The organism is Lutibacter aestuarii (assembly GCF_042676885.1).
In the GTDB taxonomy this organism is placed as follows: Bacteria; Bacteroidota; Bacteroidia; order Flavobacteriales; family Flavobacteriaceae; genus Lutibacter; species Lutibacter aestuarii.
In genome coordinates, this window is the sequence record NZ_JBHTIC010000002.1 from 310,317 (window position 1) to 334,960 (window position 24,644).

General features: G+C 29.8%; 23 protein-coding genes. 9 read left to right on the forward strand and 14 right to left on the reverse strand.

Annotated elements, in window-relative coordinates:
* Nucleotide 1: 1 nt before the first annotated feature.
* Nucleotides 2-1,876: a nucleoside-diphosphate sugar epimerase/dehydratase gene (locus tag ACFQZW_RS01360; RefSeq protein ID WP_372800956.1), complete on the forward strand. Its 1,875-nt coding sequence runs from the start codon at nucleotides 2-4 to the stop codon at nucleotides 1,874-1,876.
* A 30-nt stretch (nucleotides 1,877-1,906) separates the two neighbouring features.
* Here the strand turns inward: ACFQZW_RS01360 and ACFQZW_RS01365 are convergent, their stop codons facing one another.
* A complete protein-coding gene (locus tag ACFQZW_RS01365) occupies nucleotides 1,907-2,644 on the reverse strand; it encodes a tyrosine-protein phosphatase (protein WP_298263666.1) in 738 nt (245 codons plus the stop codon).
* 507 nt (nucleotides 2,645-3,151) lie between these two features.
* Here ACFQZW_RS01365 and ACFQZW_RS01370 point away from each other — a divergent pair.
* The 4 genes from ACFQZW_RS01370 to ACFQZW_RS01385 are packed head-to-tail and all read left to right on the forward strand — an operon-like array spanning nucleotide 3,152 to nucleotide 7,084.
* Nucleotides 3,152-3,970 carry a prephenate dehydratase gene (locus tag ACFQZW_RS01370; RefSeq protein WP_367181324.1) on the forward strand — a complete coding sequence of 273 codons (819 nt, stop codon included), beginning with the start codon at nucleotides 3,152-3,154 and terminating at the stop codon, nucleotides 3,968-3,970.
* Entirely contained in the window at nucleotides 3,970-5,133 is a 1,164-nt protein-coding gene (locus ACFQZW_RS01375; RefSeq protein WP_386781335.1) for a pyridoxal phosphate-dependent aminotransferase, read from the forward strand. The genes ACFQZW_RS01370 and ACFQZW_RS01375 overlap by 1 nt, the downstream gene beginning before the upstream one ends.
* Nucleotides 5,133-5,990 (forward strand): prephenate dehydrogenase, encoded by an 858-nt coding sequence (locus ACFQZW_RS01380; protein WP_298287210.1) that lies wholly within the window; start codon nucleotides 5,133-5,135, stop codon nucleotides 5,988-5,990. Before ACFQZW_RS01375 ends, ACFQZW_RS01380 begins: the two co-directional genes overlap by 1 nt.
* A 17-nt stretch (nucleotides 5,991-6,007) precedes the next feature.
* Complete coding sequence (locus ACFQZW_RS01385; RefSeq protein WP_298263662.1) at nucleotides 6,008-7,084, forward strand: bifunctional 3-deoxy-7-phosphoheptulonate synthase/chorismate mutase type II; 1,077 nt, start codon at nucleotides 6,008-6,010, stop codon at nucleotides 7,082-7,084.
* Nucleotides 7,085-7,125: 41 nt separating this feature from the next.
* Here the strand turns inward: ACFQZW_RS01385 and ACFQZW_RS01390 are convergent, their stop codons facing one another.
* Nucleotides 7,126-7,581, reverse strand: coding sequence for a hypothetical protein (locus tag ACFQZW_RS01390; RefSeq protein ID WP_386781336.1), 456 nt, complete (start codon nucleotides 7,579-7,581; stop codon nucleotides 7,126-7,128).
* 106 nt (nucleotides 7,582-7,687) lie between these two features.
* Here ACFQZW_RS01390 and ACFQZW_RS01395 point away from each other — a divergent pair, with 106 nt between their 5' ends.
* Nucleotides 7,688-8,665, forward strand: coding sequence for a polyprenyl synthetase family protein (locus tag ACFQZW_RS01395; RefSeq protein ID WP_298263658.1), 978 nt, complete (start codon nucleotides 7,688-7,690; stop codon nucleotides 8,663-8,665).
* Nucleotides 8,666-8,670: 5 nt separating this feature from the next.
* Here ACFQZW_RS01395 and ACFQZW_RS01400 read toward each other — a convergent pair whose 3' ends face one another.
* Nucleotides 8,671-10,182, reverse strand: coding sequence for a GH3 auxin-responsive promoter family protein (locus ACFQZW_RS01400; RefSeq protein ID WP_386781337.1), 1,512 nt, complete (start codon nucleotides 10,180-10,182; stop codon nucleotides 8,671-8,673).
* 45 nt (nucleotides 10,183-10,227) lie between these two features.
* Between ACFQZW_RS01400 and ACFQZW_RS01405 the strand changes: the two genes are divergently transcribed.
* Nucleotides 10,228-11,025, forward strand: a complete 798-nt coding sequence (locus ACFQZW_RS01405) for a DUF2797 domain-containing protein (RefSeq protein WP_298263654.1) — start codon at nucleotides 10,228-10,230, stop codon at nucleotides 11,023-11,025.
* On the opposite strand, the gene ACFQZW_RS01410 is transcribed toward ACFQZW_RS01405, so the two are convergent.
* A complete protein-coding gene (locus ACFQZW_RS01410) occupies nucleotides 11,026-11,379 on the reverse strand; it encodes a DUF6970 domain-containing protein (protein ID WP_386781338.1) in 354 nt (117 codons plus the stop codon).
* A gap of 146 nt (nucleotides 11,380-11,525) precedes the next feature.
* Nucleotides 11,526-12,218: a queuosine precursor transporter gene (locus ACFQZW_RS01415; RefSeq protein ID WP_298263652.1), complete on the reverse strand. Its 693-nt coding sequence runs from the start codon at nucleotides 12,216-12,218 to the stop codon at nucleotides 11,526-11,528.
* Between the two features lie 71 nt (nucleotides 12,219-12,289).
* On the opposite strand from ACFQZW_RS01415, the gene fabD reads away from it, so the two are divergent.
* On the forward strand, nucleotides 12,290-13,171 hold the full coding sequence (fabD, locus tag ACFQZW_RS01420; protein WP_298287218.1) for an ACP S-malonyltransferase: 882 nt from the start codon (nucleotides 12,290-12,292) through the stop codon (nucleotides 13,169-13,171).
* Nucleotides 13,172-13,251: 80 nt separating this feature from the next.
* On the opposite strand, the gene galE is transcribed toward fabD, so the two are convergent.
* The 9 genes from galE to ACFQZW_RS01465 form a co-directional block, all read right to left on the reverse strand.
* Complete coding sequence (gene galE / locus ACFQZW_RS01425; RefSeq protein WP_298263649.1) at nucleotides 13,252-14,259, reverse strand: UDP-glucose 4-epimerase GalE; 1,008 nt, start codon at nucleotides 14,257-14,259, stop codon at nucleotides 13,252-13,254.
* Entirely contained in the window at nucleotides 14,256-15,569 is a 1,314-nt protein-coding gene (locus tag ACFQZW_RS01430; RefSeq protein WP_386781339.1) for a UDP-glucose dehydrogenase family protein, read from the reverse strand. The genes galE and ACFQZW_RS01430 overlap by 4 nt, the downstream gene beginning before the upstream one ends.
* Entirely contained in the window at nucleotides 15,569-16,702 is a 1,134-nt protein-coding gene (locus ACFQZW_RS01435; RefSeq protein WP_298263647.1) for a DegT/DnrJ/EryC1/StrS family aminotransferase, read from the reverse strand. Before ACFQZW_RS01435 ends, ACFQZW_RS01430 begins: the two co-directional genes overlap by 1 nt.
* Nucleotides 16,703-16,784: 82 nt before the next feature.
* Nucleotides 16,785-17,672: a cysteine synthase CysM gene (gene cysM / locus ACFQZW_RS01440; RefSeq protein WP_298263646.1), complete on the reverse strand. Its 888-nt coding sequence runs from the start codon at nucleotides 17,670-17,672 to the stop codon at nucleotides 16,785-16,787.
* Complete coding sequence (epsC, locus tag ACFQZW_RS01445; protein WP_298263644.1) at nucleotides 17,672-18,460, reverse strand: serine O-acetyltransferase EpsC; 789 nt, start codon at nucleotides 18,458-18,460, stop codon at nucleotides 17,672-17,674. Before epsC ends, cysM begins: the two co-directional genes overlap by 1 nt.
* A gap of 193 nt (nucleotides 18,461-18,653) precedes the next feature.
* Nucleotides 18,654-19,769, reverse strand: a complete 1,116-nt coding sequence (gene leuB / locus ACFQZW_RS01450) for a 3-isopropylmalate dehydrogenase (protein WP_298263642.1) — start codon at nucleotides 19,767-19,769, stop codon at nucleotides 18,654-18,656.
* The gene (gene leuD, locus ACFQZW_RS01455) at nucleotides 19,766-20,359 is read right to left on the reverse strand and encodes a 3-isopropylmalate dehydratase small subunit (protein WP_298263641.1); all 594 of its coding nucleotides are present in this window, start codon (nucleotides 20,357-20,359) and stop codon (nucleotides 19,766-19,768) included. The genes leuB and leuD overlap by 4 nt, the downstream gene beginning before the upstream one ends.
* A gap of 1 nt (nucleotide 20,360) precedes the next feature.
* The gene (gene leuC, locus ACFQZW_RS01460) at nucleotides 20,361-21,740 is read right to left on the reverse strand and encodes a 3-isopropylmalate dehydratase large subunit (RefSeq protein ID WP_298263640.1); all 1,380 of its coding nucleotides are present in this window, start codon (nucleotides 21,738-21,740) and stop codon (nucleotides 20,361-20,363) included.
* A 16-nt stretch (nucleotides 21,741-21,756) separates the two neighbouring features.
* Nucleotides 21,757-22,932 (reverse strand): 2-isopropylmalate synthase, encoded by a 1,176-nt coding sequence (locus ACFQZW_RS01465; protein ID WP_298263639.1) that lies wholly within the window; start codon nucleotides 22,930-22,932, stop codon nucleotides 21,757-21,759.
* 151 nt (nucleotides 22,933-23,083) lie between these two features.
* On the opposite strand from ACFQZW_RS01465, the gene ACFQZW_RS01470 reads away from it, so the two are divergent.
* The gene (locus tag ACFQZW_RS01470; protein WP_372801034.1) at nucleotides 23,084-24,628 is read left to right on the forward strand and encodes a hypothetical protein; all 1,545 of its coding nucleotides are present in this window, start codon (nucleotides 23,084-23,086) and stop codon (nucleotides 24,626-24,628) included.
* The last annotated feature ends 16 nt before the right edge of the window (nucleotides 24,629-24,644 follow it).

A 24,644-nucleotide genomic window follows, 5' to 3' on the forward strand; every position in this document is an offset into this window, starting at 1 on the left:
AATGCTAAAAAAAATAATTAATAATAATACCCTCCGTTATTTAGTATTGTTGTTTGATATCAGCATTGTTGTTATCACTTTTATTTTAACTGTTTTAATTGCATCCAATTTTAAATTTAACATGCCAGCTACTACGCTGGTATTTTATGTTATATGGTACTTAATTATTGCTTGTATTAGTTTTTTATTTGTAGGGTCTTATAAAGGGATAGTTAGACAATCAGATTTTAAAAATTTGATACGCATCACTAAATCCAATTTATTAATCATGTTGGTTGTTATTGGACTGATGTTTGTAAGTCCAAAATTATCAATTGTTAGTTTTTCGGATCTTTCTTTTTCAATTGTTTTTATTCATTTTATTTTGAGCCAATTGTTCTTTATAATAAGTAGATTTTTGTATAAAGAATTGTATTATTTGATAATTTCAGATGTAAAATACGAGAAAAGAGTTCTTATTTATGGTACTGGAGAGTTGGGTAAAATAACATATAAGGTGTTAACAGAAGAAACTATTTACAAATTAAATGTAATTGGTTTTATTGAAAATAATATCAAGAAAGTTAATAATGAATTGTATGGTTTAAGAATTTTTAATTTTAAAGAGGTTGATAATGAGTTTGTTTTTACAAAAAAAATTGATGAAATTATAATTGCTTGTCAACTAATAAAACCTAATCAATTACTTCAAATTGTAAATACATTATCAAAGTTACCAGTAAAAATAAAGATTGTTCCTACTACCAAAAACTGGATTGCAAATACATTAAAAACTCAACAAATTACACCTTTAAAGATTGAAGATTTGTTAGGAAGAACCTCAATTCAACTGAACAACCCAAATTTAAAAACAGAATTTAATGGAAAAGTTATTGTTATAACAGGTGCTGCAGGATCTATAGGATGTGAAATTGCTAAACAAATTGCAAATTATAATTTTAAAAACCTTGTGTTAATTGATAGTGCAGAATCTAGTCTTTATAATCTTCAACAATATTTTATACATAAAAAAAATAAAAATATTACAGCTATAGTAGCGGATATTAGAAATAGCAAACGAATGGAGGAAGTGTTTAAAAAAATTAAACCTCAAATTGTTTTTCATGCAGCAGCCTACAAACATGTTCCTTTTATGGAAGAAAATCCTTATGAAGCTGTTAGCACCAATGTTTTAGGAACTAAAATTATTGCAGATATTTCATTAAAATATAAAGTAAATAAGGTTGTTTTGGTATCAACCGATAAAGCGGTAAATCCAACTAGTATTATGGGGGCAACCAAAAGAGTTGCAGAAATGTACATAAATAGTTTGCAACAAGAAGGGAATACAAAATTTATAACCACTCGTTTTGGAAATGTATTAGGTTCTAACGGATCCGTTATTCATTTGTTTAAATCTCAAATAAAAAATGGAGGCCCCATAACTGTAACCCATAAAGATGTCACAAGGTTTTTTATGACAGTTTCTGAGGCTTGTCAGTTAGTTATTGAAGCTGGAGTTATGGGAAATGGAGGCGAAATATTTGTGTTTGATATGGGGAATTCTATTAAAATTTACGATTTAGCACTAAATATGATACATTTATCAGGCTTAAAATTTCCTGATGATATTGATATAAAAATTACAGGTTTAAGGGCTGGTGAAAAAATTTATGAAGAAGTTTTAAGAACTGATGAAACCACAACAGTTACACACCATAAAAAAATACTCATAGCCAAAGTTAAAAAGTTTAATGCAAATGAAATAATTTGCAATATAAATGAACTATGTAAATTAAATGAACAATTGGATGATAAAAATACGGTGATTAAAATGAAAGAAATTGTTCCAGAATTTAAATCCAACAACTCTGCGTATGAAAAACTGGATTTTTAAATCAACAACCTACAATTAATTCTTTTAAAATTATTGAAACAAAACATTGTTTTTTAAAATTGGACGAACCATTTTAACAGCTTTCACATTATTTATTTTTTCTAAATAATTTAAATGCCTATTATTGTGAGTATCGGTGCCAACAAAATCTATAAAACCTTGTTTTAAAAGTTTAAAAGCTGTTTTTTGAATAGACTCTCCGTAGTATTTTGATAGTGATAATAAATTTAATTGGAATAAACACCCAGCTTCTTTAAGTTTGGAATATTCTTCAAAATTATGATGGAAATAGGAGTATCTTTCAGGGTGGGCTAATATAGGCTTATATCCTGCAATTCGAATGTTAAATAGTTGTTCGTATAAATTTAGAGGCGGATTAAAATACGATAACTCAATTAAAATAAAATGATCTTTAAGTGTCAATAAATCTTTAGTTTTTAAGAGTTTGTCAAAGTTCTCATCTAACATATATTCAGCAGCGGCTTTAATTGAAATATCTTTAAGCCCTTGTAAATTTAATTCATTTTGTAATTCTGCTAATTTGGTTAAAATACTCTCCTTTGAATTTTCCCAAACACCACCCATAATATGAGGTGTACATATAAAATTCTTAATACCGTAATTGTGCATTCTTTTAATAAGTGAAATAGCTTCATTTAAACTCTTTGTTCCATCATCAATATTGGATAATAAATGACAATGGATATCCACAAACTCTTTGGGGAATAAATGAATAATAGGTGTTTTCTTTTTAAATAATGATAGCATATAAAACGGTAATAGATGATAGCGTAAAATTAAATGAACTTTTGTTTTTACTGGCTATTTAAATATAAATATTTAAAACTTTATTTGAGTAACTAAATTTTAATATAAATAGTATTTTTTAGAAAAAATTTATCTATTTAATATAGTAAAAGCTACTTAAAGTAATGATTAATTATAAAAATATACAAATAATTAATCTTTAAAAGAAGTATCAAATTAGATTTCTCTTAGTTTTTAAAAGTTATATTGTGAAATGTTTAATGAAATTTTATTTTTTTGTTAAAATAATAAGAATTGTATTTTTTTTTAAAAATAAATTGCTCTTTTAAAATTAATGTATAGATTTGCCAAATAAATTATGACAATGAAAACAAATAATACTTGGAACCGTTTCTATTTTTACTTTTATTTTATCAATAAAGGTTGAGACTTCGTATGTATTATTTAAAAAAATAAATTAAAAAGTCTCGATATAAATCGGGACTTTTTTTTTGATAAAAAATAACAATGAAAGTAGCAATACAAGGAATTAAAGGATCGTTTCATCACATAGTTGCTGAAGCCTATTTTGGTAAAAATATCGATTTAATTGAATGTTTATCATTTAGTGAATTACCAAATTTACTTTATACTAATAAAGCAGAAGTTGTAATTATGGCAATAGAAAATACCATAGCTGGAGCCATTTTACCCAATTACGCTTTAATTGATGAACATCAATTAAATATTTGTGGAGAATTTCATTTGCCAATACAACACAATTTAATGGTGTTAAACGGTCAAAAAATTGAAGATATTAAAGAAGTTTATTCACACCCAATGGCTTTATTGCAATGTCATAAATTTTTTAAAGACTACCCTCATATTAAATTAATTGAAGATAAAGATACGGCTTCAGTGGCCAAACGAATTAGAGATAATAATTTAAAAGGGATAGGAGCCATAGCAAGCGAATTAGCAGCAGAAACGTATGATTTAACAATTTTAGCCTCAGCAATTCAAACGATTAAAGAGAATGCGACCAGGTTTTTTATTTTAACAAACTCTGAAGCTAAAAATTTGGTTTCAGCTAATAAAGCATCTATTAAATTTATTACAAGTGATGACACAGGTAGTTTGGCACAAATATTAACTATTTTGGCAAAACACCATTTAAATTTATCTAAAATACAGTCTATGCCAGTTATTGAAACACCTTGGAAGTACGCATTTTTTGCCGATTTTATTTTTAATAGTTATGCGGATTATTACAATGCCATGAATGAAATTAAAGATAAAGTTGAAATGTTAAAAGTATTAGGTGAATACACTAAAAGTAAAAGATAATGATTCAAAAAGCGGATAGATTAAATGAGGTAAAAGAGTATTATTTTTCTAAAAAGCTTAGAGAAGTAGCCGCATTAAAAAATGAGGGGAGACCAATAATAAATATTGCTATTGGAAGTCCAGATTTAGCCCCTCCTTTAAATGTAATTGAAGCAGTAAATAATGCAATGCAAATACCCAATGTACACCAATATCAAAGTTATCAAGGTATTCCTGAATTACGAGAGGGTATTGGTAAATTTTATAAAGATTATTATCAAGTTGATTTAAACCCTAATAATGAAATATTGCCTTTAATGGGTTCTAAAGAAGGGATTATGCATATTTCAATGGCTTTTTTAAACAAAGGAGATCAAGTGTTAATTCCTAATCCAGGATATCCAACATATGCTTCTGTGACTAAATTAGTTCAAGCAGAACCTATATTGTACAACTTAAAGGAGGCTACAAATTGGTTGCCTAATTTAGAAGAAATAGAAAATCAAGATCTTTCTAAAGTAAAAATGATGTGGATAAATTATCCACATATGCCAACGGGAGCAGAAGCTACAAAAGAGCATTTTAAAAAATTAATAGATTTTGCAAAAAAATATAATATTTTAATTGTAAATGATAACCCCTATAGCTTTATTTTAAATGATTCTCCTACAAGTCTTTTAGCCGTTGAAGGAGCGAAAGAGGTTGCTGTTGAATTAAATTCATTAAGTAAATCATTTAATATGGCTGGTTGGCGTGTAGGTATGGTTGTTGGAAATTCAAAAATTTTAAAAACAATTCTACAGGTGAAAAGCAATATGGATTCAGGAATGTTTTTGGGAATCCAAAAAGGTGCAGTAGAAGCTTTAAACTTAACAAAAGATTGGTTTGAAAAACAAAATAAAATTTATAAAAAAAGACAAGCTTTGGTTTGGAAAATATTTGATGCCTTAGATTGTTCTTATAATAAAAACATTGGAGGTTTATTTGTGTGGGCAAAATTACCTAAGGGAGAATCTGCTGAACAATTTACAGATACCTTATTATATGAAAAAGATGTATTTATTACTCCAGGAACTGTTTTTGGCTCAAATGGAGAAGGGTATATAAGAGCATCTTTGTGTGTGTCAGAAGAGGTTTTTAAAGAAGTTTTAGAAAGAGTTACAACGGTTAAAAGTAAATTGTAATGGAAAAATTAGTAATAATAGGTTTGGGCTTAATAGGAGGTTCTTTAGCATTAGACTTAAAGCAGCGAATGGGGTTTAAAGTTTATGGGATAGATCAAAATCCTGATCATATTCAAAAAGCCTTAGAATTGGGTATTATTGACGCTGAAATGAACCCTTCAGAGCTTTCTCAAGCATCGGTAGTAATAATTGCGGTACCTGTAAATGTAATACCACATGTACTAAAAAAGGTGTTAGATACAATTGCAACTAACACGCTGGTTTTTGATGTAGGTTCTGTAAAGAATGAAATTTGCAAGTCTATAGAAAATCATCCAAAACGAATGAATTTTGTTGCAGCTCACCCTTTAGCTGGTACCGAGTTCTCTGGCCCTGAAGCAGCAATTTTAAATCTATTTGATGAAAAAGTAAATATTATTTGTGAAGCAGATAAAACAGATTGGAAAATTTTAGATAAAGCCATTAGTTTATTTAAAAAATTAAATATGCGCATAAAAATGATGAACCCAATTGAACATGATAGGCACATAGCTTATGTATCTCATCTTTCACATGTAAGTTCATTTATGCTTGGTAAAACAGTGCTTGAAATTGAAAAAAACGAGCAAGCAATTTTTGATATGGCAAGTACAGGTTTTGCATCGACAGTGCGTTTGGCTAAAAGTTCGGCGACTACCTGGACTCCAATATTTTTAGAAAATAAAGAAAATGTTATTCGCTCATTAGATGAATACATAAAAAATTTAATTGAATTTAAAGAAATGATTGTCAATAATGATAGTGATGCTTTAAATAAAACAATGAAAGAAACCAATTATATAAAATCAATTTTAAACGGAATAAAACAACCTAACTAATTAAGAAATTAAACATCATGGAAATAAAAAAAGAAAATAGAAGGTGGTTAGACGCTATGAACCTAGCGCATCCAATTGTAATAGCTGGGCCTTGTAGTGCTGAAACTGAAGAACAAGTACTAAAAACAGCTCATTTATTAAAAGATACTGATACAAATGTATTTAGAGCAGGAATATGGAAACCTAGAACTCGTCCAGGTGGTTTTGAAGGTGTAGGAGAAAAGGGATTGCCTTGGCTTCAAAAGGTAAAAGAAGAAACAGGAATGTTGGTAACTACTGAAGTAGGAAATACTGACCATGTTGAAAAGGCGCTAAAACATGATATAGATATTTTATGGATTGGAGCTAGAACCACGGTAAACCCTTTTGCAGTTCAAGAAATAGCTGATTCATTAAAAGGAGTTGATAAACCAGTTCTAGTTAAAAACCCTGTGAACCCAGACCTTCCACTATGGCTTGGAGGTGTTGAACGTTTACAGTCTGCTGGAATTTCTCAATTAGGAGTTATTCATAGAGGTTTTTCAGCATACAACACAATGCATTACAGAAATAAACCAAAATGGCATATAGCTATTGAATTGAAAAAAGAATTTCCAGACTTGCCATTAATTTTAGACCCTTCTCATATTTGTGGTAGAAGAGATACTATTTTAGATGTTTCTCAAACGGCATTAGATTTAAATTATGATGGATTTATGATTGAAACTCATATTGATCCTGATAATGCTTGGAGTGATGCAAAACAACAAATTACACCTGCACAATTAAATCAAATTACTCAAGATTTAAGAATTCGACAAAAGAATAGTACTGCAGAAGAATTCCAAAGAAAATTGAACATGCATCGTAAAGAATTAGACTTAATTGATAGCAATATTATTGATATTTTAAGTGATAGAATGGGGATTGCAAAGGCTATTGGAAAGCTAAAACATGATGAAAATGTAGCCATTTTACAAAGTGGACGATGGGCTGATATTTTAAATAAAATGGTTGAAGATGGTCAGTCTAAAGGTTTAAGTAAAGAATTTATTGAAGAAATTTTTAAAGCAATCCATGTGGAGTCTATAAATATTCAGCACAATGTAAAATAAATGTATCATAAAAAAAGGGAAGCATTAGCTTCCCTTTTTTATTACTCTTTAATTCTTTTAAAAATATAGCGCGTAATATAAATACCTTGTCCATCACCTTTTCCACCATCACTTTCAACGCCACTTACAACAAAAGCCAATTCCCAACCATTGTTAACCATAGTGTTAATTTTAGAACTAATTATAGCATCGTTGGAAGCAATATTTTTAAAGTTGATACCAGAAACACTAAAAAAGTTTAATAATTTAGTTTCTTCAAAATTGTCAATTTTAGCTTTTGAACGTTTAGCTTTGTTTTGCTTATTGTTTTCAGTTGTTCTTTCAGATGTTAAATCTTGGTAGTTCTGCTCTTCTTCAGAAGAAATAATTCTAGATCTACCTAAACCCATTGGAACGATAGACTCCACACTAGTAATTATTTTATACTCTAAATTTTGAGCTTTTAAATCAATAAAAGATACCAATAGCAAAAATATTGCAAGTAAAATTTTTTTCATATGTATTAAATTATTTTTTAAAACTTCAAATGTATTAACTATAAATCTGAATACGAAAAAAATAATTTAGATACATACAAAATATTCTGTTATTTTTGTGAAGCTTATGAAACCAGTAGAAATAATCAAACAGCCGATACTTAAAGAAATGGAACTTTTTGAAAGCAAGTTCAAAGAGTCCATGGCTACAAAAGTTCCGTTATTAAATAGAATCACACAGTACATAGTTCGCAGAAAGGGAAAACAAATGAGGCCGATGTTTGTTTTTTTAGTTGCAAAAATGGTTTCAGGAGGTAAATTTGAAGAAAGAACCTATAGAGGAGCCTCTATTATAGAGCTAATACACACGGCAACTTTAGTTCACGATGATATTGTTGATGATAGTAATAGAAGAAGAGGTTTTTTCTCTATAAATGCGTTGTGGAAAAATAAAATAGCGGTATTGGTTGGTGATTTTTTATTGTCCAAAGGGTTGTTACTTTCTATAGATAATGAAGATTTTGATATATTAAAGCTGATTTCTGTTGCAGTTCGTGAAATGAGTGAAGGAGAGCTGCTTCAAATTGAAAAAGCACGAAGATTAGATATTACAGAGGAGGTATATTTTGAAATTATTCGTCAGAAAACAGCAACATTAATAGCGGCTTGTTGTGGTATTGGAGCAGCTTCTGTTGGAAGTTCTAGTGAAGAAATTGAAAAAATGCGTTTGTTCGGAGAGTTAATAGGAATTGCTTTTCAAATTAAAGATGACTTGTTTGATTATACAGATGCTAAAATTGGAAAACCAACAGGGATAGATATTAAAGAACAGAAAATGACATTACCACTTATTTATGCTTTAAATAATTGTACAGAAACAGAGCGTAAATGGTTAATAAACTCTGTAAAAAAATACAATAAAAATAAAAAGAGAGTTAAAGAAGTTATAACATTTGTGAAAGAAAAAGGAGGTATTGAATATACTACTTCCAAAATGAAAGATTATCAAAATAGAGCCTTGACTATTTTGAATTCTTATCCTGATTCTCCTTACAAAGATTCTTTATTAACGATGGTTAGTTATGTAATTGAACGTAAGATTTAGCGGATTTAGGTTAGGCTTAAAAGTTCTTCTAAATGTTTTCTAGAATTAGAAAGTCGTGGAATTTTATGTTGCCCACCAAGTTTTCCTTTTTGTTTTAACCAGTCATAAAACAAGCCCTCTCTTGCAATATTTATTTTTGGCATGGCTAGTGTCATATTATTATAACGTTTAGCCTCATAATCTGAGTTGATCGATTTTAAAGCATTGTCCAATAGTTCTTTAAAATAATTAATACATTCAGGATGTTTTCTAAATTCAATTAACCACTCATGTCCACCACTATCTTTTTCCTTCATAAAAACTGGAGCAACCGTATATTCTGACACTTCGGCACCTGTTTTTAAACATGCTTGTTTTAATGCGCTTTCAACATTTTCAATAATTAATTCTTCGCCAAAAACATTGATAAAGTGTTTAGTTCTCCCAGTAATTCGAATTCTATACGGGTTTAGTGAAGTAAATTTAACGGTGTCACCAATTAAATAACGCCATAAACCACCGTTGGTTGTAATTACCATAGCGTAATTTTTATGAAGTTTTACTTTAGAAAGTGGAATAGCAATTGAATTTTCTCCATCAAACTTATCCATAGGAATAAACTCATAAAAAATGCCATAGTCTAACATTAAAAGTAAATCGTATGAGTTATTTACATCTTGAATTGCAAAAAAACCTTCTGAAGCGTTGTAGGTTTCATAATATTTAAAATCCTTTTTAGGAATTAATTTTTTAAATTGTTCACGGTACGGGTTAAAGTTTACACCTCCATGAAAATATACTTCTAAATTTGGCCACACTTCTAAAATATTAGTTTTTCCTGTACGCTCTAATACATTATTTAATAGTACTAACATCCAAGAAGGGACACCGACTAAGCTGGTGATATCTTCATTTATAGTTTCATCAACGATGGCTTTCATTTTAGTTTCCCATTCAGCCATTAATGCAGTTTCCTGCTTTGGAGCACTACTGAAATCTGCCCAAAAAGGCATATTTTCAATAATAATTGCTGACAAATCTCCAAAGTAGGAATTATTATCTTCATATACAGCGCTGCTACCACCCAATCTTAATCCTTTACCAGTAAAAAGTTCAGCTTCAGGGTTGTTGTTGAAAAATAAACAAAGCATGTCTTTTCCAGCTTTAAAATGACAATCTTCTAAAGCTTCCTCGCTAACAGGTATAAATTTGCTTTTTGCGTTGGTAGTACCACTAGATTTTGCAAACCATTTTATAGGTGTAGGCCAAAAAATATTTTGTTCTCCTTTTCTAGCTCTTTCAATTAGAGGTTCAATAGTTTCATATTGTTGAATTGGTACTTTTTGAGCAAATTCATTATAATTATTAATAGTTGAAAACTCGTATTTTAATCCAACCTCAGTGTCTTTTGCTTTTTGGAGTAATTTAAATAATAATTCATCTTGAACATAGATGGGATATTTTAAAAATAATTCCATTTGATGTTTTCGTTTTTTTAAAAACCATGAAATTATTGAATTAACTATTGGAAAAGGCATCTTTTATTAAGTATATTTAGCGTGTTAAATTTAATAAAAACTTTTATGCAATATCAAGTAGTATTAAAAAAAATGATAACAGAATTAGATGAGGAGGTTCAGTATTATTTAGATACAGAAAATAATTTTTTAAATTTAAATCAATTATTAGATAAAGAGCTGGAAATTAGTTTTGAAGGCTATCAATGTTTATGTTGCGGAAAAGAAAAAAAAATTTTTAGACAAGGTTTTTGTTATGAATGTTTTTATGAAAGTGCTCAGGTAGGTGATTGGATTATGAAGCCCGAATTAAGTACAGCACATAAAGGAATTGAAGATAGAGATTTAGCATACGAAAAAAAAGTTCAATTACAGCCACATGTAGTGTATCTAGCATTGTCTAGTAATGTAAAAGTTGGTGTCACACGAAAAACGCAAGTTCCAACACGTTGGATAGATCAAGGAGCTTCAAAAGCTATAGAAATTGTTGAAGTTCCAAACAGGTATCTAGCTGGGATAACCGAAGTTGCTTTAAAAGACTATGTTTCTGATAAAACCAGTTGGCAAAAAATGCTAAAAAATGAAATTGTTGATGCAGATTTGATAGAGGAACGTGAAAAATTAAAGACGTTTATTCCAGAAGAAGCTAAAAACTATTTTTTAGAAAATAATGGAAAAATAACAGAAATAACCTATCCGGTTTTAACTTTCCCCAAAAAAATCAAATCGTTTAATCTAGAAAAATCACATGTGTATTCAGGAAAGCTAAAAGGAATCAAAGGTCAGTATTTAATTTTTGAAGATGGTACGGTTTTTAATGTTAGAAATAGTGAGGGCTATAAAGTTTTTATCACTATTAAATAGCTAATCTCTTGGATCTTCCCAAACTAAAGTTTTTTGTATTTCAGTAGTAAATGAAGGGCAATTTCCATCTCCATTTCCTGAAATACCACCATCTGGAGCACATACAATTTCGCAATTGCTATTGTACAAATAGTTATATTGATCACAGCAATTACTTGTGATGTAATAATACGTTTTATCATCAACTTTCCACTTCCATATTTGCGTGGCAAGGTTGTTAACTTCATTAGCTAGTATTGAAACAATTTTAGTCTTAATACAATAAGGTAAATCCATTTCAATATCTGATGATCTGCAATTACTTAAAAATAATACTACACAAATTATGGCGGTTTGTATAAACTTATTTTTCATCCATTTTTTAAATTTAGGAGTAAATGTTTCTTTTTAGGGATGGTTGTTACCATTTACTTTATGTTTCATTTACACTTTTAGATCAATTTTATTTAAAATTGTTACCCTTTGTGAAATAAAATTCAAAAAGTATGCCAATTTTTTGTTTAATCTATTAGTTTAATTTCTTCGCCACTAGCTAATTTAAACCTCTTTTTAAATAAATAAACAATCAAATATAAAATTGGAGTATCTAATAAAGCAATAATAATTTTAAAAAGAAATCCACTAATTAAAAGAGTAGGGAATAAACTCCAAGGTAAAACTTTAAAAATACATAATAAAGAAACTACCGTAAATGTATCTATAAATTGAGAAGAAAAAGTCGAAAAGTTATTGCGTAACCATAAATGTTTACCTTTTGTTTTCCTTTTCCAAAAATGAAAAATCCTAATATCAATAAATTGAGCAAATAAGTAGGCTAACATTGATGCTAGTACAGCAATGGGTGATAAACCAAAAACTTTGGTGAAAGTTTCATTGTTTATTGGTGAGTTTTCAATAGCAGGTGTATAATTGGCAATAAGTATTATACTCATAGAAAACAAAGAAGCAAAAATACCAGCAATTACAATTTGATTGGCCTTTTTTTTACCATATATTTCAGAAATAATATCAGTAATTAAAAAAGTGATTGGATAAGGTAAAATACCCACAGAAAGTTCAAACCTAAACCATCCAAAAGGATTCCAATAAAAGAATTTTTGAAAAATTAAATTAGAAGCAACCAATGCCGCAATAAACATGGAGCCTAAAATTAAATAAATTGTAAAAGCTTCAGATTTTAGTTTTTGATTCATTTGTAGTGAGTTGTGACGAATATAGTAAAATATTGTTATTTTTGTGCTTTCAAATACATAAAGAACACAAAATGAAAGCATATATTTTTCCAGGTCAAGGAGCGCAATTTACAGGAATGGGGTTAGATTTATATGAAAATTCCCCTTTAGCTCAAGGTCTTTTCGAACAAGCTAATCAAATTTTAGGTTTTCCTATTACAGATATTATGTTTGAAGGAACTGCCGAACAATTAAAAGAAACAAAGGTAACTCAACCAGCTATTTTTTTACATTCAGTAATATTAGCCAAAACATTAGGAGCTAATTTTAAACCAGAAATGGTAGCAGGACATTCCTTAGGAGAATTTTCAGCATTGGTAGCTAATGGTGTACTATCTTTTGAAGATGGATTAAAGTTAGTTTCAAAAAGAGCCATGGCTATGCAAAAAGCTTGTGAAGCTCAAGAATCAACAATGGCTGCAGTTTTAGGGTTAGAAGATGTTGTAGTAGAAGAAATTTGTGAAAACATTGATGGGGTTGTGGTGGCTGCTAATTATAACTGCCCAGGTCAATTAGTGATTTCTGGTGAAACTTCAGCAATAGATAAAGCTTGTGAGGTATTAAAAGGAAAAGGTGCAAAAAGAGCATTAAAACTGCCAGTTGGAGGAGCTTTTCATTCACCTTTAATGGAGCCAGCACGTGAGGAGTTGGCAGCAGCAATTAACAATACAACTTTTAATGAACCAATATGTCCAGTGTACCAAAATGTGGTAGCTAAAGCTGTTGATAATGCTGATGAAATTAAAGAAAATTTAATAGCTCAATTAACTGCTCCAGTTAGATGGACACAAACAATTCAACAAATGATTGCTGATGGAGGTACCGAATTTATTGAAGTGGGGCCTGGTAAAGTTTTACAGGGGTTGATGAGAAAAATTGATAGAAATGTTGCTGCAAGTGGAGTCGTAGTTTAATTTCAATTATACAATAAAAAAGCACGTTTGTTTATGTATAAACGAACATGCTTTTTTTTATTGACTTATATTTTTTATTCTTATAAAGTTTCTTGCCATTTCCAAGCAGAAAGTAATGCGTCTTCGATATTTAATTGAGCTTTCCAACCTAATTCATCATTAGCAAAAGTTGTGTTGGCATATGCAGCGGTGATATCACCTTCTCTTCGTTCAACCAATTTATAATTCACTTTTTGACCTGTAACTTTTTCAAAAGCCTGAATGACTTCTAAAACAGAATTTCCTTTGCCAGTTCCTAAATTAAAAACTTCGAATTGTTTTTTATGATGGTTATTTAGAAGCCTTTTTAAAGCAATTATATGTGCTTTTGCTAAGTCAACTACATGAATATAATCTCTGACAGCTGTTCCGTCTGAAGTTGGGTAATCACTACCAAAAATAGACAATTCTTTGCGTATGCCAGCTGCGGTTTGAACCACAAAAGGAATTAAGTTTTGAGGAACACCAATAGGGAGTTCTCCTATTTTTGCAGATTCATGGGCACCAATAGGATTAAAATAACGGAGTGCTATGGCTTTAATCTCCGAGATTTTAGTAGTGTCTTTTATAATTTCTTCACCTATTTGCTTTGTATTTCCATAAGGAGATTCAGCAGGTTTTATAGGCGCATTTTCAGTAATAGGTAGTTCATCAGCTTGGCCGTAAACGGTACACGAAGAACTGAAAATAAAATTATCTACATTGTTAGCTTTCATTTCTTGTAGTAAATACACTAAAGAGCCTATATTATTCTCGTAATATTCCAACGGTTTTTCAACACTTTCTCCAACAGCTTTTGAAGCAGCAAAATGTATAACACCATCAACTTTATTAGTTGCAAAGAAGTTTTTTACAGCTGGTTTATTTTTTAAATCTATATTAAAGTATTTAGGTTTAATTTTAGTAATTGAGGTGATTTTATCTAATACTTCAATATTTGAATTAGATAAGTTATCTATGATTAAAACCTCGAAACCTTCATTTTGTAGTTCAACTACGGTATGAGATCCAATATATCCAAGACCTCCAGTTACAAGTATATTTTTCATTTGGTTACAATTTTTCGGCCAACAGATTCGTAGTGAAAGCCATTTATTTTCATTACTTCCATATCAAAAATATTCCTTCCATCAAAAATGACCGGTTGTTTCATTAATTTTTTCATTTTATCAAAATCAGGAGAATAAAATTCTCTCCATTCAGTGTTAATTAACAAGCAATCTACATCTTTTAAAACATCGTAAGCATTGTTGCAAAATGTTATTTTATCGCCATAAATACGTTTCATATTTGGCATTGCTTCTGGATCGTATGCTGTAATTTCAATTCCTTCTAATAATAATTCATTAATCACATCAATAGCAGGTGCTTCTCTAATGTCATCTGTATTTGGTTTAAAAGCCAAGCCCCAGATTCCAACTTTTTTAGATGAAATATGATTGTTAAAGTATTTTTTAAATTTAGGAATCAAAGATTTTTTTTGAGATTGATTGACATTTAAAACGGATTTCAGAATTTGAAAATTATACCCAGCAGTATCACTTGAATGTACTAAAGCATTTACATCTTTAGGAAAACAAGATCCTCCAAAACCTATACCTGGAAATAAAAATTTATTTCCAATACGAGAATCTGATCCAATACCTTTTCTAACATCATCAACATTTGCTCCAATAATTTCACACAAATTAGCAACTTCATTCATAAAAGTGATTTTGGTTGCTAAAAAAGTATTGGCAGCGTATTTTGTTAGTTCAGCAGATTTTTCATCCATCACAATAACAGGACGCTTAAGGGTAATAAAAGGACTGTATAATTTATTAAGGATATCGATTGCTTTCTTACTTTTAGTTCCTATAATAATCCGTTCTGGAGTCATAAAATCTTGAACCGCAAAACCTTCACGCAAAAATTCAGGATTTGAAATAACATCAAATGCTACGGAAGTTTTACGTTTAATTATGTTTTTTACAATTTCAGAAGTTCCAACAGGAACGGTGCTTTTATTTATAATTATTTTATAATCTGTAATTAAATCACCTAATTCATGCGCTACTGATTCAACATATTTTAAATCTGCTGAACCGTCTTCATCTTGTGGAGTAGGCAATGCTAAAAAAATGATTTGTGACTTGTCTAAAGCAGTTTTTAAATGCGTAGTAAAATGCAATCTATTAGCTTTGATATTTTTAAGAAAAAGCTCTTCTAAATTAGGTTCAAAAATAGGAACTTTTCCATTTTTCATTTGTGCAACTTTAGCTTCATCTATGTCAACACAAATTACATTATTCCCAACTTCAGCTAAGCATGTTCCTGTTACTAAACCTACATATCCGGTTCCTATTACTGCGATATTCATTATTTATTGATAAAATTTATGATTGTTTGTGTAATAAACTCAATTTGATTGTTTGAAAGTTCTGTATGCATTGGTAATGATAAAACTGTTTCAACAAGTTGGTTGGTTACTTTAAAATCATTTTCTTGATATCTTTTATCAGTATACGCTTTTTGGCTATGTAAAGGTACTGGATAATAAATAGCATTTGGAATCCCTTTTTCTAATAAGTGTTTGTGTAAATCATTTCTGTCCACATTTTTAACTTGTAACGTATATTGGTGAAATACATGGCAATCACAGTTTTCACAAATGGAAGGCGTAATGATATTTTCTTCATTAGAAAATGCAGCATTATATTTTATAGCTGCATTTAAGCGTACTGCGTTGTATTCATCTAAATGTTGAAGTTTGATACGAAGTATGGCTGCTTGAATACTATCTAATCTTGAATTTACTCCCACAACATCATGGTAATATCGTTCATACATACCATGGTTTACCATACCTCTTAATGTATGGGCTAATTCATCATCGTTGGTAAAAATAGCTCCACCATCTCCATAACACCCTAAATTTTTTGAAGGGAAAAAAGAAGTGGTTCCGACATTTCCAATAGTTCCAACTTTTTGTTTGCTACCATCTTTATAGGTGTAATTTGCTCCTATTGCTTGAGCGGTGTCTTCAATAACATACAAATTATGCTCTTTTGCAATTTCTAAAATAGCTTCCATGTTGGCTGCTTTACCAAAAAGATGAACTGGAACAATTGCCTTAGTTTTTGGTGTAATAGCTTTTTTTATGGCCTCAATTGAGATGTTAAAATTTATAGGATCAACATCTACTAATACGGGTGTTAGATGTAGTAAAGCAATGACTTCAACAGTAGCAGCAAAAGTAAAATCGGCCGTTATAACTTCATCTCCGGGTTGTAAGCCTAAACCCATCATTGCTACTTGTAAAGCATCTGTACCATTGGCACAAGGAATTACGTGTTTAACACCTAAATAGTCTTCTAATTCTTTTTGAAAGTTATGGACTTCAGGTCCATTAATATAAGCTGTTGATTTTACAACTTCTAGTATTTTTGAATCAATTTGATTTTGAATTTTATTGTATTGCCCTTTAAGGTCAACCATTTGAATTTTTTCCATGGTAAGTAATTAAGTATTGAAACAAAAGTACAATAAAAGCATTTCCAATCCAATGATAAATAAAGATATATGCTACAACGTTTTATTCAAATAAATCAGAAGATAAATAGCGGTCTCCACGGTCGCAAATTACAGAAACAATAAGCCCTTTTTCTATTGTTTCAGCAACTTTTAAAGCTGTTGCTACTGAACCGCCACTACTCATTCCTGCAAAAACACCTTCTTCTTTGGCTAAAAGTTTTGTTATTTTACGAGCTTCTTTTTCACTAACATCATAAATTGCATCAACCTTTTTTGGATTGAAGATTTTAGGTAAAAACTCGGGCGACCATTTTCTAATACCTGGAATTTTAGAGTTATCTGTTGGTTGTGCCCCGATAATTTGAATATTTTTATTTTTCTCTTTTAAAAAAGAAGAAGTTCCCATGATGGTTCCTGTGGTTCCCATGGCAGATACAAAGTGCGTAATTTTTCCATTAGTATCATTCCAAATTTCTGGTCCAGTAGTTTTATAATGTGCCATCCAATTGTCATCATTAGCAAATTGATTAAGCATAATATATCCTTTTTCTTGAACCATTTTATCAGCATAAGCTCTTGAGCCTTCAATTCCAATATCTGAAGGTGTTAACGTTACTTTTGCACCATAAGCTCTCATAGTTTGCACGCGTTCTTTGGTTGAATTTTCTGGCATAACAAGTTCTATTTGAATATTAAATTGTTTGGCTATCATTGCTAATGCGATTCCAGTATTTCCACTAGTAGCTTCAATTAAATAATCACCTTCTTTTATCTCTTTTCTTTTAAAGGCCTCATTTATCATGTTAAAAGCAGGTCTGTCTTTTACACTTCCCCCAGGATTATTTCCTTCTAATTTTAAATATAAAGATACACCTGGTTTGGTTAAAATTCGGTTAGCTTTTATGAGGGGAGTATTTCCAATAAAATCAATTAAAGTATTATTTAACATTATTTTTTGGTTTTTAATTTTGTTTCTGGATTATGATATACTAATGAGTTTTTAGGTATTGAAGTTGTAATCCATACATTTCCTCCAATTATTGAATTTTCACCAATAATGGTTTCTCCACCTAATATAGTAGCATTTGCATATATGGTAACATTATTTTCTACTGTTGGATGTCTTTTTTTTCCTTCTAAATCTTTAGAAACTTGTAGGGCTCCTAAAGTAACTCCTTGATATATTTTTACATAGTTTTTTATAATACAAGTTTCTCCAATAACGGTACCAGTTGCGTGGTCGATGAAAAAATGCTTCCCAATGGTAGCTCCTGGGTGAATATCTGTTCCTGTTTTGCTATGCGCATATTCACTCATTAATCTTGGAATTAAAGGGATTTTCAATAAATAAAGTTCATGACTGAAACGATAAATTGCAATTGCAAAAAAACCAGGGTAAGCTAAGTAAACCTCTTCTATATTGTTAGAAGCAGGATCGTTATTTACCAACTCTTGAGCATCTAAATTGAGGTCTTCTAAAATATCGGGTAATTTGGATAAGAATTTATCCCAAATTAAATTTCCAGAGCATTCTTTAGTTTTACAGGCAAGCTTATAAATTTCATCAAAATCAACTTTTAGTTGTTCTATGTTTTTTGCTACACAAGCATTGGCATCAAATAAGGTGTAAAATAAATTAGTAGTAAAAATTTCAGTTTTATATTTTAGAGTAAAATCTAAATGTGGTTTATTTTTACTAGAGGTAATTTTATGAATTATACTTTCTTTAGCGGTCATAACTTAGAAGCTTTTGTAGTTGGTCATTGTTTAATTTAATTAATTACCAACGTGTATTAAATATATTCTTCAATTTAAAAATGAAAACGGGTTATTTTTAAAAGTTTAGATTAAAATCTAAGATGTAAAATTACAAAAAAATACCTCCTGAATTTTAAGAAAATTAGGAGGTATTTTAATGGTTATAGTTGGTTTAAATAATGGTTGATTGCCCTAAATCTATATTGTTTTTATTGTAAAAAGTATTTTCATCATCTAATATAAAATCTCTTAAAAAGTTTCCAACATTGGTAGTTGAAAAGTGATTGGTTGAATTTAAATCTGGTGTAGAAATATTTAATTCTATAGATTTTTCTACTGCAGATCTTACATTTTCAGCTTCATCATACAATTCAAAATGATCTAATAACATAGCTGCTGATAATACGGCAGCTAATGGATTGGCAATGTTTTTTCCTTTAGCTTGTGGATAAGAACCATGAATAGGTTCAAACATGGCAGCATGCTTGCCAATAGAAGCCGATGCTAATAAACCTATGGATCCAGAAATAACACTTGCTTCATCAGATAAAATATCACCAAACATATTTTCAGTTAAAATAACATCAAATTGAGTTGGATTTAAGATGATTTGCATGGCAGCATTGTCTACAAATAAGAACTCTAATTTTACATCTGAATATTCTTTGGAGATTTCAGTGACTCTTTTCCTCCATAACCTTGAAGATTCTAATACATTTGCTTTGTCTACCAATGTTAGTTTTTTTCTTCTAACTTGAGCTGCTTTAAACGCTAAATGGGAAATTCTATCAATTTCTTCAGCAGTGTAGGTACATAAATCTGAAGCAATAGTACCATCTTCACTTAATTTTTTTTCTCCAAAATAAATACCGCTTGTAAGTTCACGATAAATAACAAAGTCTGTACCTTTTATAACCTCTTCTTTTAGGTTAGATTTATGAATTAAAGAATCATAGGTGTTTAAAGGTCTTATATTTGCAAAAAGACCTAAACTTTTTCTTAGTTTTAACAAGCCTTGTTCTGGGCGTACTTTAGCGCTTGGATTGTTATCATATTTTGGATCTCCAATAGCACCAAACAAAATTGCATTAGAATCTGCACAAATTTTTAAAGTTTCATCAGGTAACGGGTTTCCAGTTTCGTCGATTGCTATTGCTCCAACGACAGCTTTTTCATACTCAAAAGTATGGTTGTATTTATCAGCAATTGCATTTAATACTTTTATTGCTTGTTGTGTAACTTCAGGACCAATTCCATCACCTGAAAGTACCGCTATTTTTAATTTCATATAGTTGTTCTTTTTGCCTCGTAGGCTTCAATTTTGTCTTTTATGCTTACTAAATAATCAATATCATCATATCCGTTTTGCAAGCATAATTTTTTATAAGGATTGATGTCAAATTTTTCAAAATATTCTGTTTCTTCGACAGAAATAAGTTGATTTTCTAAATCAACTAAAATTAATGTTTTTGGATCATTTTTCACAGTTTTAAGCAATTTTTGTAAAAACTTTTCAGATACTTGTACTGGTAATATTCCATTATTAAGAGCATTTCCTTTAAAAATATCAGCAAAAAAACTAGAAACTACAATTTTAAAACCGTAGTCATGTATAGCCCAAGCTGCATGTTCTCTACTTGATCCACAACCAAAATTACTACCTGCAATTAAAATTTTTCCAAAATAGGCATCATTGTTTAAAATAAAATCATCATTAACTGAGCCGTCTTTATGAAAACGCCAGTCTCTAAAAAGATTTTTTCCAAATCCATCTCTATTAGTTGCTTTTAAAAAACGAGCTGGAATTATTTGATCTGTATCTATATTTTCAACAGACAATGGTACTGCTGTTGATATAATTTTATTAAATTTTGACATGCTAATTAGTTTTTGAAATATCAACAATTCTACCTTCCACCGCAACTGAAGCGGCAACTAATGGGCTTGCTAATAAAGTTCTTGATCCTTGTCCTTGGCGTCCTTCAAAGTTTCTATTTGAAGTTGAAACACAATATTCTCCTTCAGGAATTTTATCATCATTCATAGCCAAACAAGCTGAACAACCCGGCTGTCGTAATTCAAAGCCAGCGTTTTCAAAAATATCTTGTAATCCTTCTTCTTTAATTTGTTTTGCAACAAGTTGTGAGCCTGGAACAATTAAGGCTTGAACGTTTTTTGCTTTTTGTTTTCCTTTTATATAGTTCGCGGCAACTCTAAAATCTTCAATTCTAGAATTGGTACAACTACCAATAAATACATAATTAATAGGTTTGTTAATTAGAGAATCTCCTTTTTCAAAGCCCATATATAATAACGATTTTTCAAAGGAATCATTTTTAGTTGAAGGAATAGTTTCGGTTATTTTAATTCCCATTCCAGGATTAGTCCCATAGGTAATCATTGGAGCTATATCTTCAGCATCAAAAGAGTATTCGGCATCAAAAACAGCATTTTTATCAGTTTTTAAACTTTCCCAGTATTGAATTTTGTTTTTAAGTTCTTCATCTTTTGGAGAAAATTTACGTCCTATAATATACTTGTAAGTAGTTTCGTCAGGAGCAATCATACCTCCACGAGCCCCCATTTCAATACTCATATTACAGACAGTCATTCTACCTTCCATAGTCATATTTTCAAATACATCGCCTGCGTATTCTATAAAATAACCTGTGCCTGAGTTGGTTCCTAATTTTGCAATAATATATAAAATAACATCTTTTGGTAATACTCCATTAGCTAAGCTTCCATTAACAGAAATACGCATGGTTTTAGGTTTTTCTGTAATTACACATTGGCTTGCAAAAACCTGTGCTACTTGACTTGTTCCTATCCCAAAAGCAATGGTGCCAAAAGCTCCATGGGTTGAGGTATGACTATCGCCACAAACCATTGTCATTCCAGGTTGAGTAATTCCTAATTCAGGAGCAATTACATGTACGATGCCATTATATTTATGACCCAAACCATAAAGTTCGATATTATTTTTTTTACAATTTTCAGACAATTGTTCTAATTGATTTTTAGATAGCAAATCTTTTACTGGTAAATGTTGATCTTTGGTTGGTGTATTATGATCTGCTGTAGCAACAATTTGTTTTGGTCTAAAAAGTGAAATATTTCTATTCTCTAATTCTTTAAATGCTTGAGGACTTGTTACCTCATGTATTAAGTGTTTATCTATATATAATACCTGAGGTCCGTTTTCAATAGTGGTTACAATGTGTTGATCCCAAACTTTGTCAAAAAGTGTTTTACCCATACTTTATTAGTTCAATTTAAATGTGGATACTTGTTTGTGAAATGTGGTTTAACTCCATTAAATGATGAATATCTTCATCATTAACTTCTTTATGGTGATCTGCAAATTTTAAAAATTGTGGATACACGTCATCTAGTTCAATTTTAGTTAAGTTATAACCTACATTTTTAGCGCGGTATGCTAATGCCGCTCTTCCACTTCTGGCTGTTAAAACTATAGAAGATTCAGTAACTCCAACATCAGCTGGGTCAATTATTTCATACGTTTCACGATTTTTAATTACACCATCTTGATGTATTCCAGAGCTGTGTGCAAAAGCATTTTCTCCAACAATAGCTTTATTTGGTTGAACAATCATTCCCATGCTATCTTGAACAAGTTTACTGGTATTGTACAGCAATTTGGTATTTATACTAGTATCTAAATTTAAGTATGGATGTTGTTTTAAAATCATTACAACTTCTTCTAAAGAAGTATTTCCAGCACGTTCTCCAATTCCATTAATAGTACATTCAATTTGCCTAGCTCCATTTTGTACACCAGCAATGGCGTTAGCTGTTGCCAAACCTAAATCGTTATGACAATGGCATGAAAGAATTACTTTGTCAATTCCTTTAACATTTTCTTTCAAGTATTTAATTTTAGCACCATATTCATCAGGTAAACAATAGCCTGTTGTATCAGGAATATTTAAAACAGTGGCACCAGCTTTAATTACTTGTTCTAAAACACGAGCTAAATACTCATTATCGGTTCTCCCAGCATCTTCAGCATAAAATTCAACATCTTCTACAAATTTTTTTGCATAGGCAACAGCTTCATAAGCACGTTCTATTATTTTTTCTTGTGTTGAATTGAATTTATGAATTATATGAGAATCAGAAGTTCCAATACCTGTATGAATTCTAGGTCTTCTGGCTAGTTTGAGCGCATCAGCAGCTACTTCAATATCTTTTTTGTTAGCACGTGTGAGGCCGCAAACAGTTGCATTTTTTATTAATTTTGAAATTTCTTCTACTGAATTAAAATCACCAGGACTTGAAATTGGAAACCCAGCTTCAATTACATCAACACCTAAAAGATCAAGTCTTTCCGCAATCACTAATTTTTGTTCAGTATTTAACTTACAACCAGGCACTTGTTCGCCATCTCTTAAGGTTGTATCAAAAATTTGAACCTTGTTTTTACTCATTTCTGATTTTTTTTTATCACATTTGGTACGTCAAAAATAGGAGTATATGCTGTTAGTAAATTTTTATTAAATTATGAGTTTACTATATTCAAACAAAAAATGAATTTTATAAATACTTAAAATTCAATAAGATAAAAATAAATTAGTTACAATGGCTATTGAGCAAAAAGATGCACTTTTTTCGTTGGTTAAGTCGCTTTCAAAATCTGAAAAAAGACAGTTTAAACTTTATGTGGGAAGATTAGGAGGGAATTCTGAAGCCAATTTTATGTCTTTATTTAATTTGTTAGATAAGGTTTTAACTTATGATGATGAATTAATTTTAAAAAAAACAAATATTAAAAAACAGCAAATTTCCAATACTAAAGCTCATTTGTATAAACAAATTTTAGTTAGCTTACGTTTTAACCCTGTACATCAAAATGTAAGATCTCAAATTAGAGAACAATTTGATTTTGCTGCGATATTATATAATAAAGGATTGTATAAGCAGAGTTTGAAAATTTTAGATAAAGCTAAGGAATTGGCTTTAAGTAATGATGAAAATAATTTAGCATATGAAATTGTGGAGTTTGAAAAGGTAATTGAGTCTCAATACATCACTAGAAGTATGAATAACAGAGCCGATGAACTTTCTGAACAAGCAAAAAGTCTTAGTTTAAAGAATGTTAGGTTAAGTAAACTTTCAAATTTATCACTTCAATTATACAGTTTATTGCTAAAAGAAGGGTATGTTAAAAGTGATGAAGATTCTACAGCAGTACATGCTTATTTTGAAAAAAGATTGCCAAAATTTAAACTTTCAGATTTAGGCTTTAAAGAAAAATTGTTTTTATATAAAGCTTATTTATGGCACAGTTTTATATTGCAAGACTTTTTGTTAAGCTATAAATACTCTCAAAAATGGGTTGATTTATTTATGGAGAAACCCGAAATGAAAATTCAAAATCCAGTTTTTTATTTAAAGGGAGTTAATTATTTATTAGAATCACTGTATTTAATAAAACACAGAACAAAATTTAATGAAGTACTTCAAAATTTAAATTACGATATTGAAAATCAGCTTATTTCATTAAATGAAAACACACAAACATTGGCTTTTTTGTACTTCAATCAAAATAAACTTAACTTATATTTTTTAGAAGGAAAATTTTCAGAAGGTTTAAGTTTTGTTTCGAGCTTATTGGATAGCATTTCAGATTTTGAAACTAAAATTGATGCGCATCATATTATGGTATTTTATTATAAAATAGCGTGTATGTATTTTGGAGCAGGTAAAAATGAAGAGTGCATTTATTATTTAGAAAAAATTATAAATAACAGAGATTTGAAAATGCGAGAAGATTTATTATGTTTTTCTAGAGTATTAAATTTAGTAGCACATTACGATGCTGGAATGGATTACAATATTGAAAAGCTAATTGTATCAACCTATAAGTTTTTAATAAAAATGAATGATTTACACGAAGTACAACGCAAAATGATATCGTTTTTAAAAAATTTAAGCAATACATATCCTCAAGATTTAAAAAAGGCATTTATAAATTTGCATAGTGAATTAAAGATGTTTGAAGAGCATCCTTATGAAAAAAGAGCTTTTTTATATTTAGACATATTGTCTTGGTTAGAGAGTAAAATTCAGCATAAAACCGTTGAAGAAATTATTCAAGAAAAAGCCCAAAAGCTATTGAAGTAAGAATTTATAAGAGAAA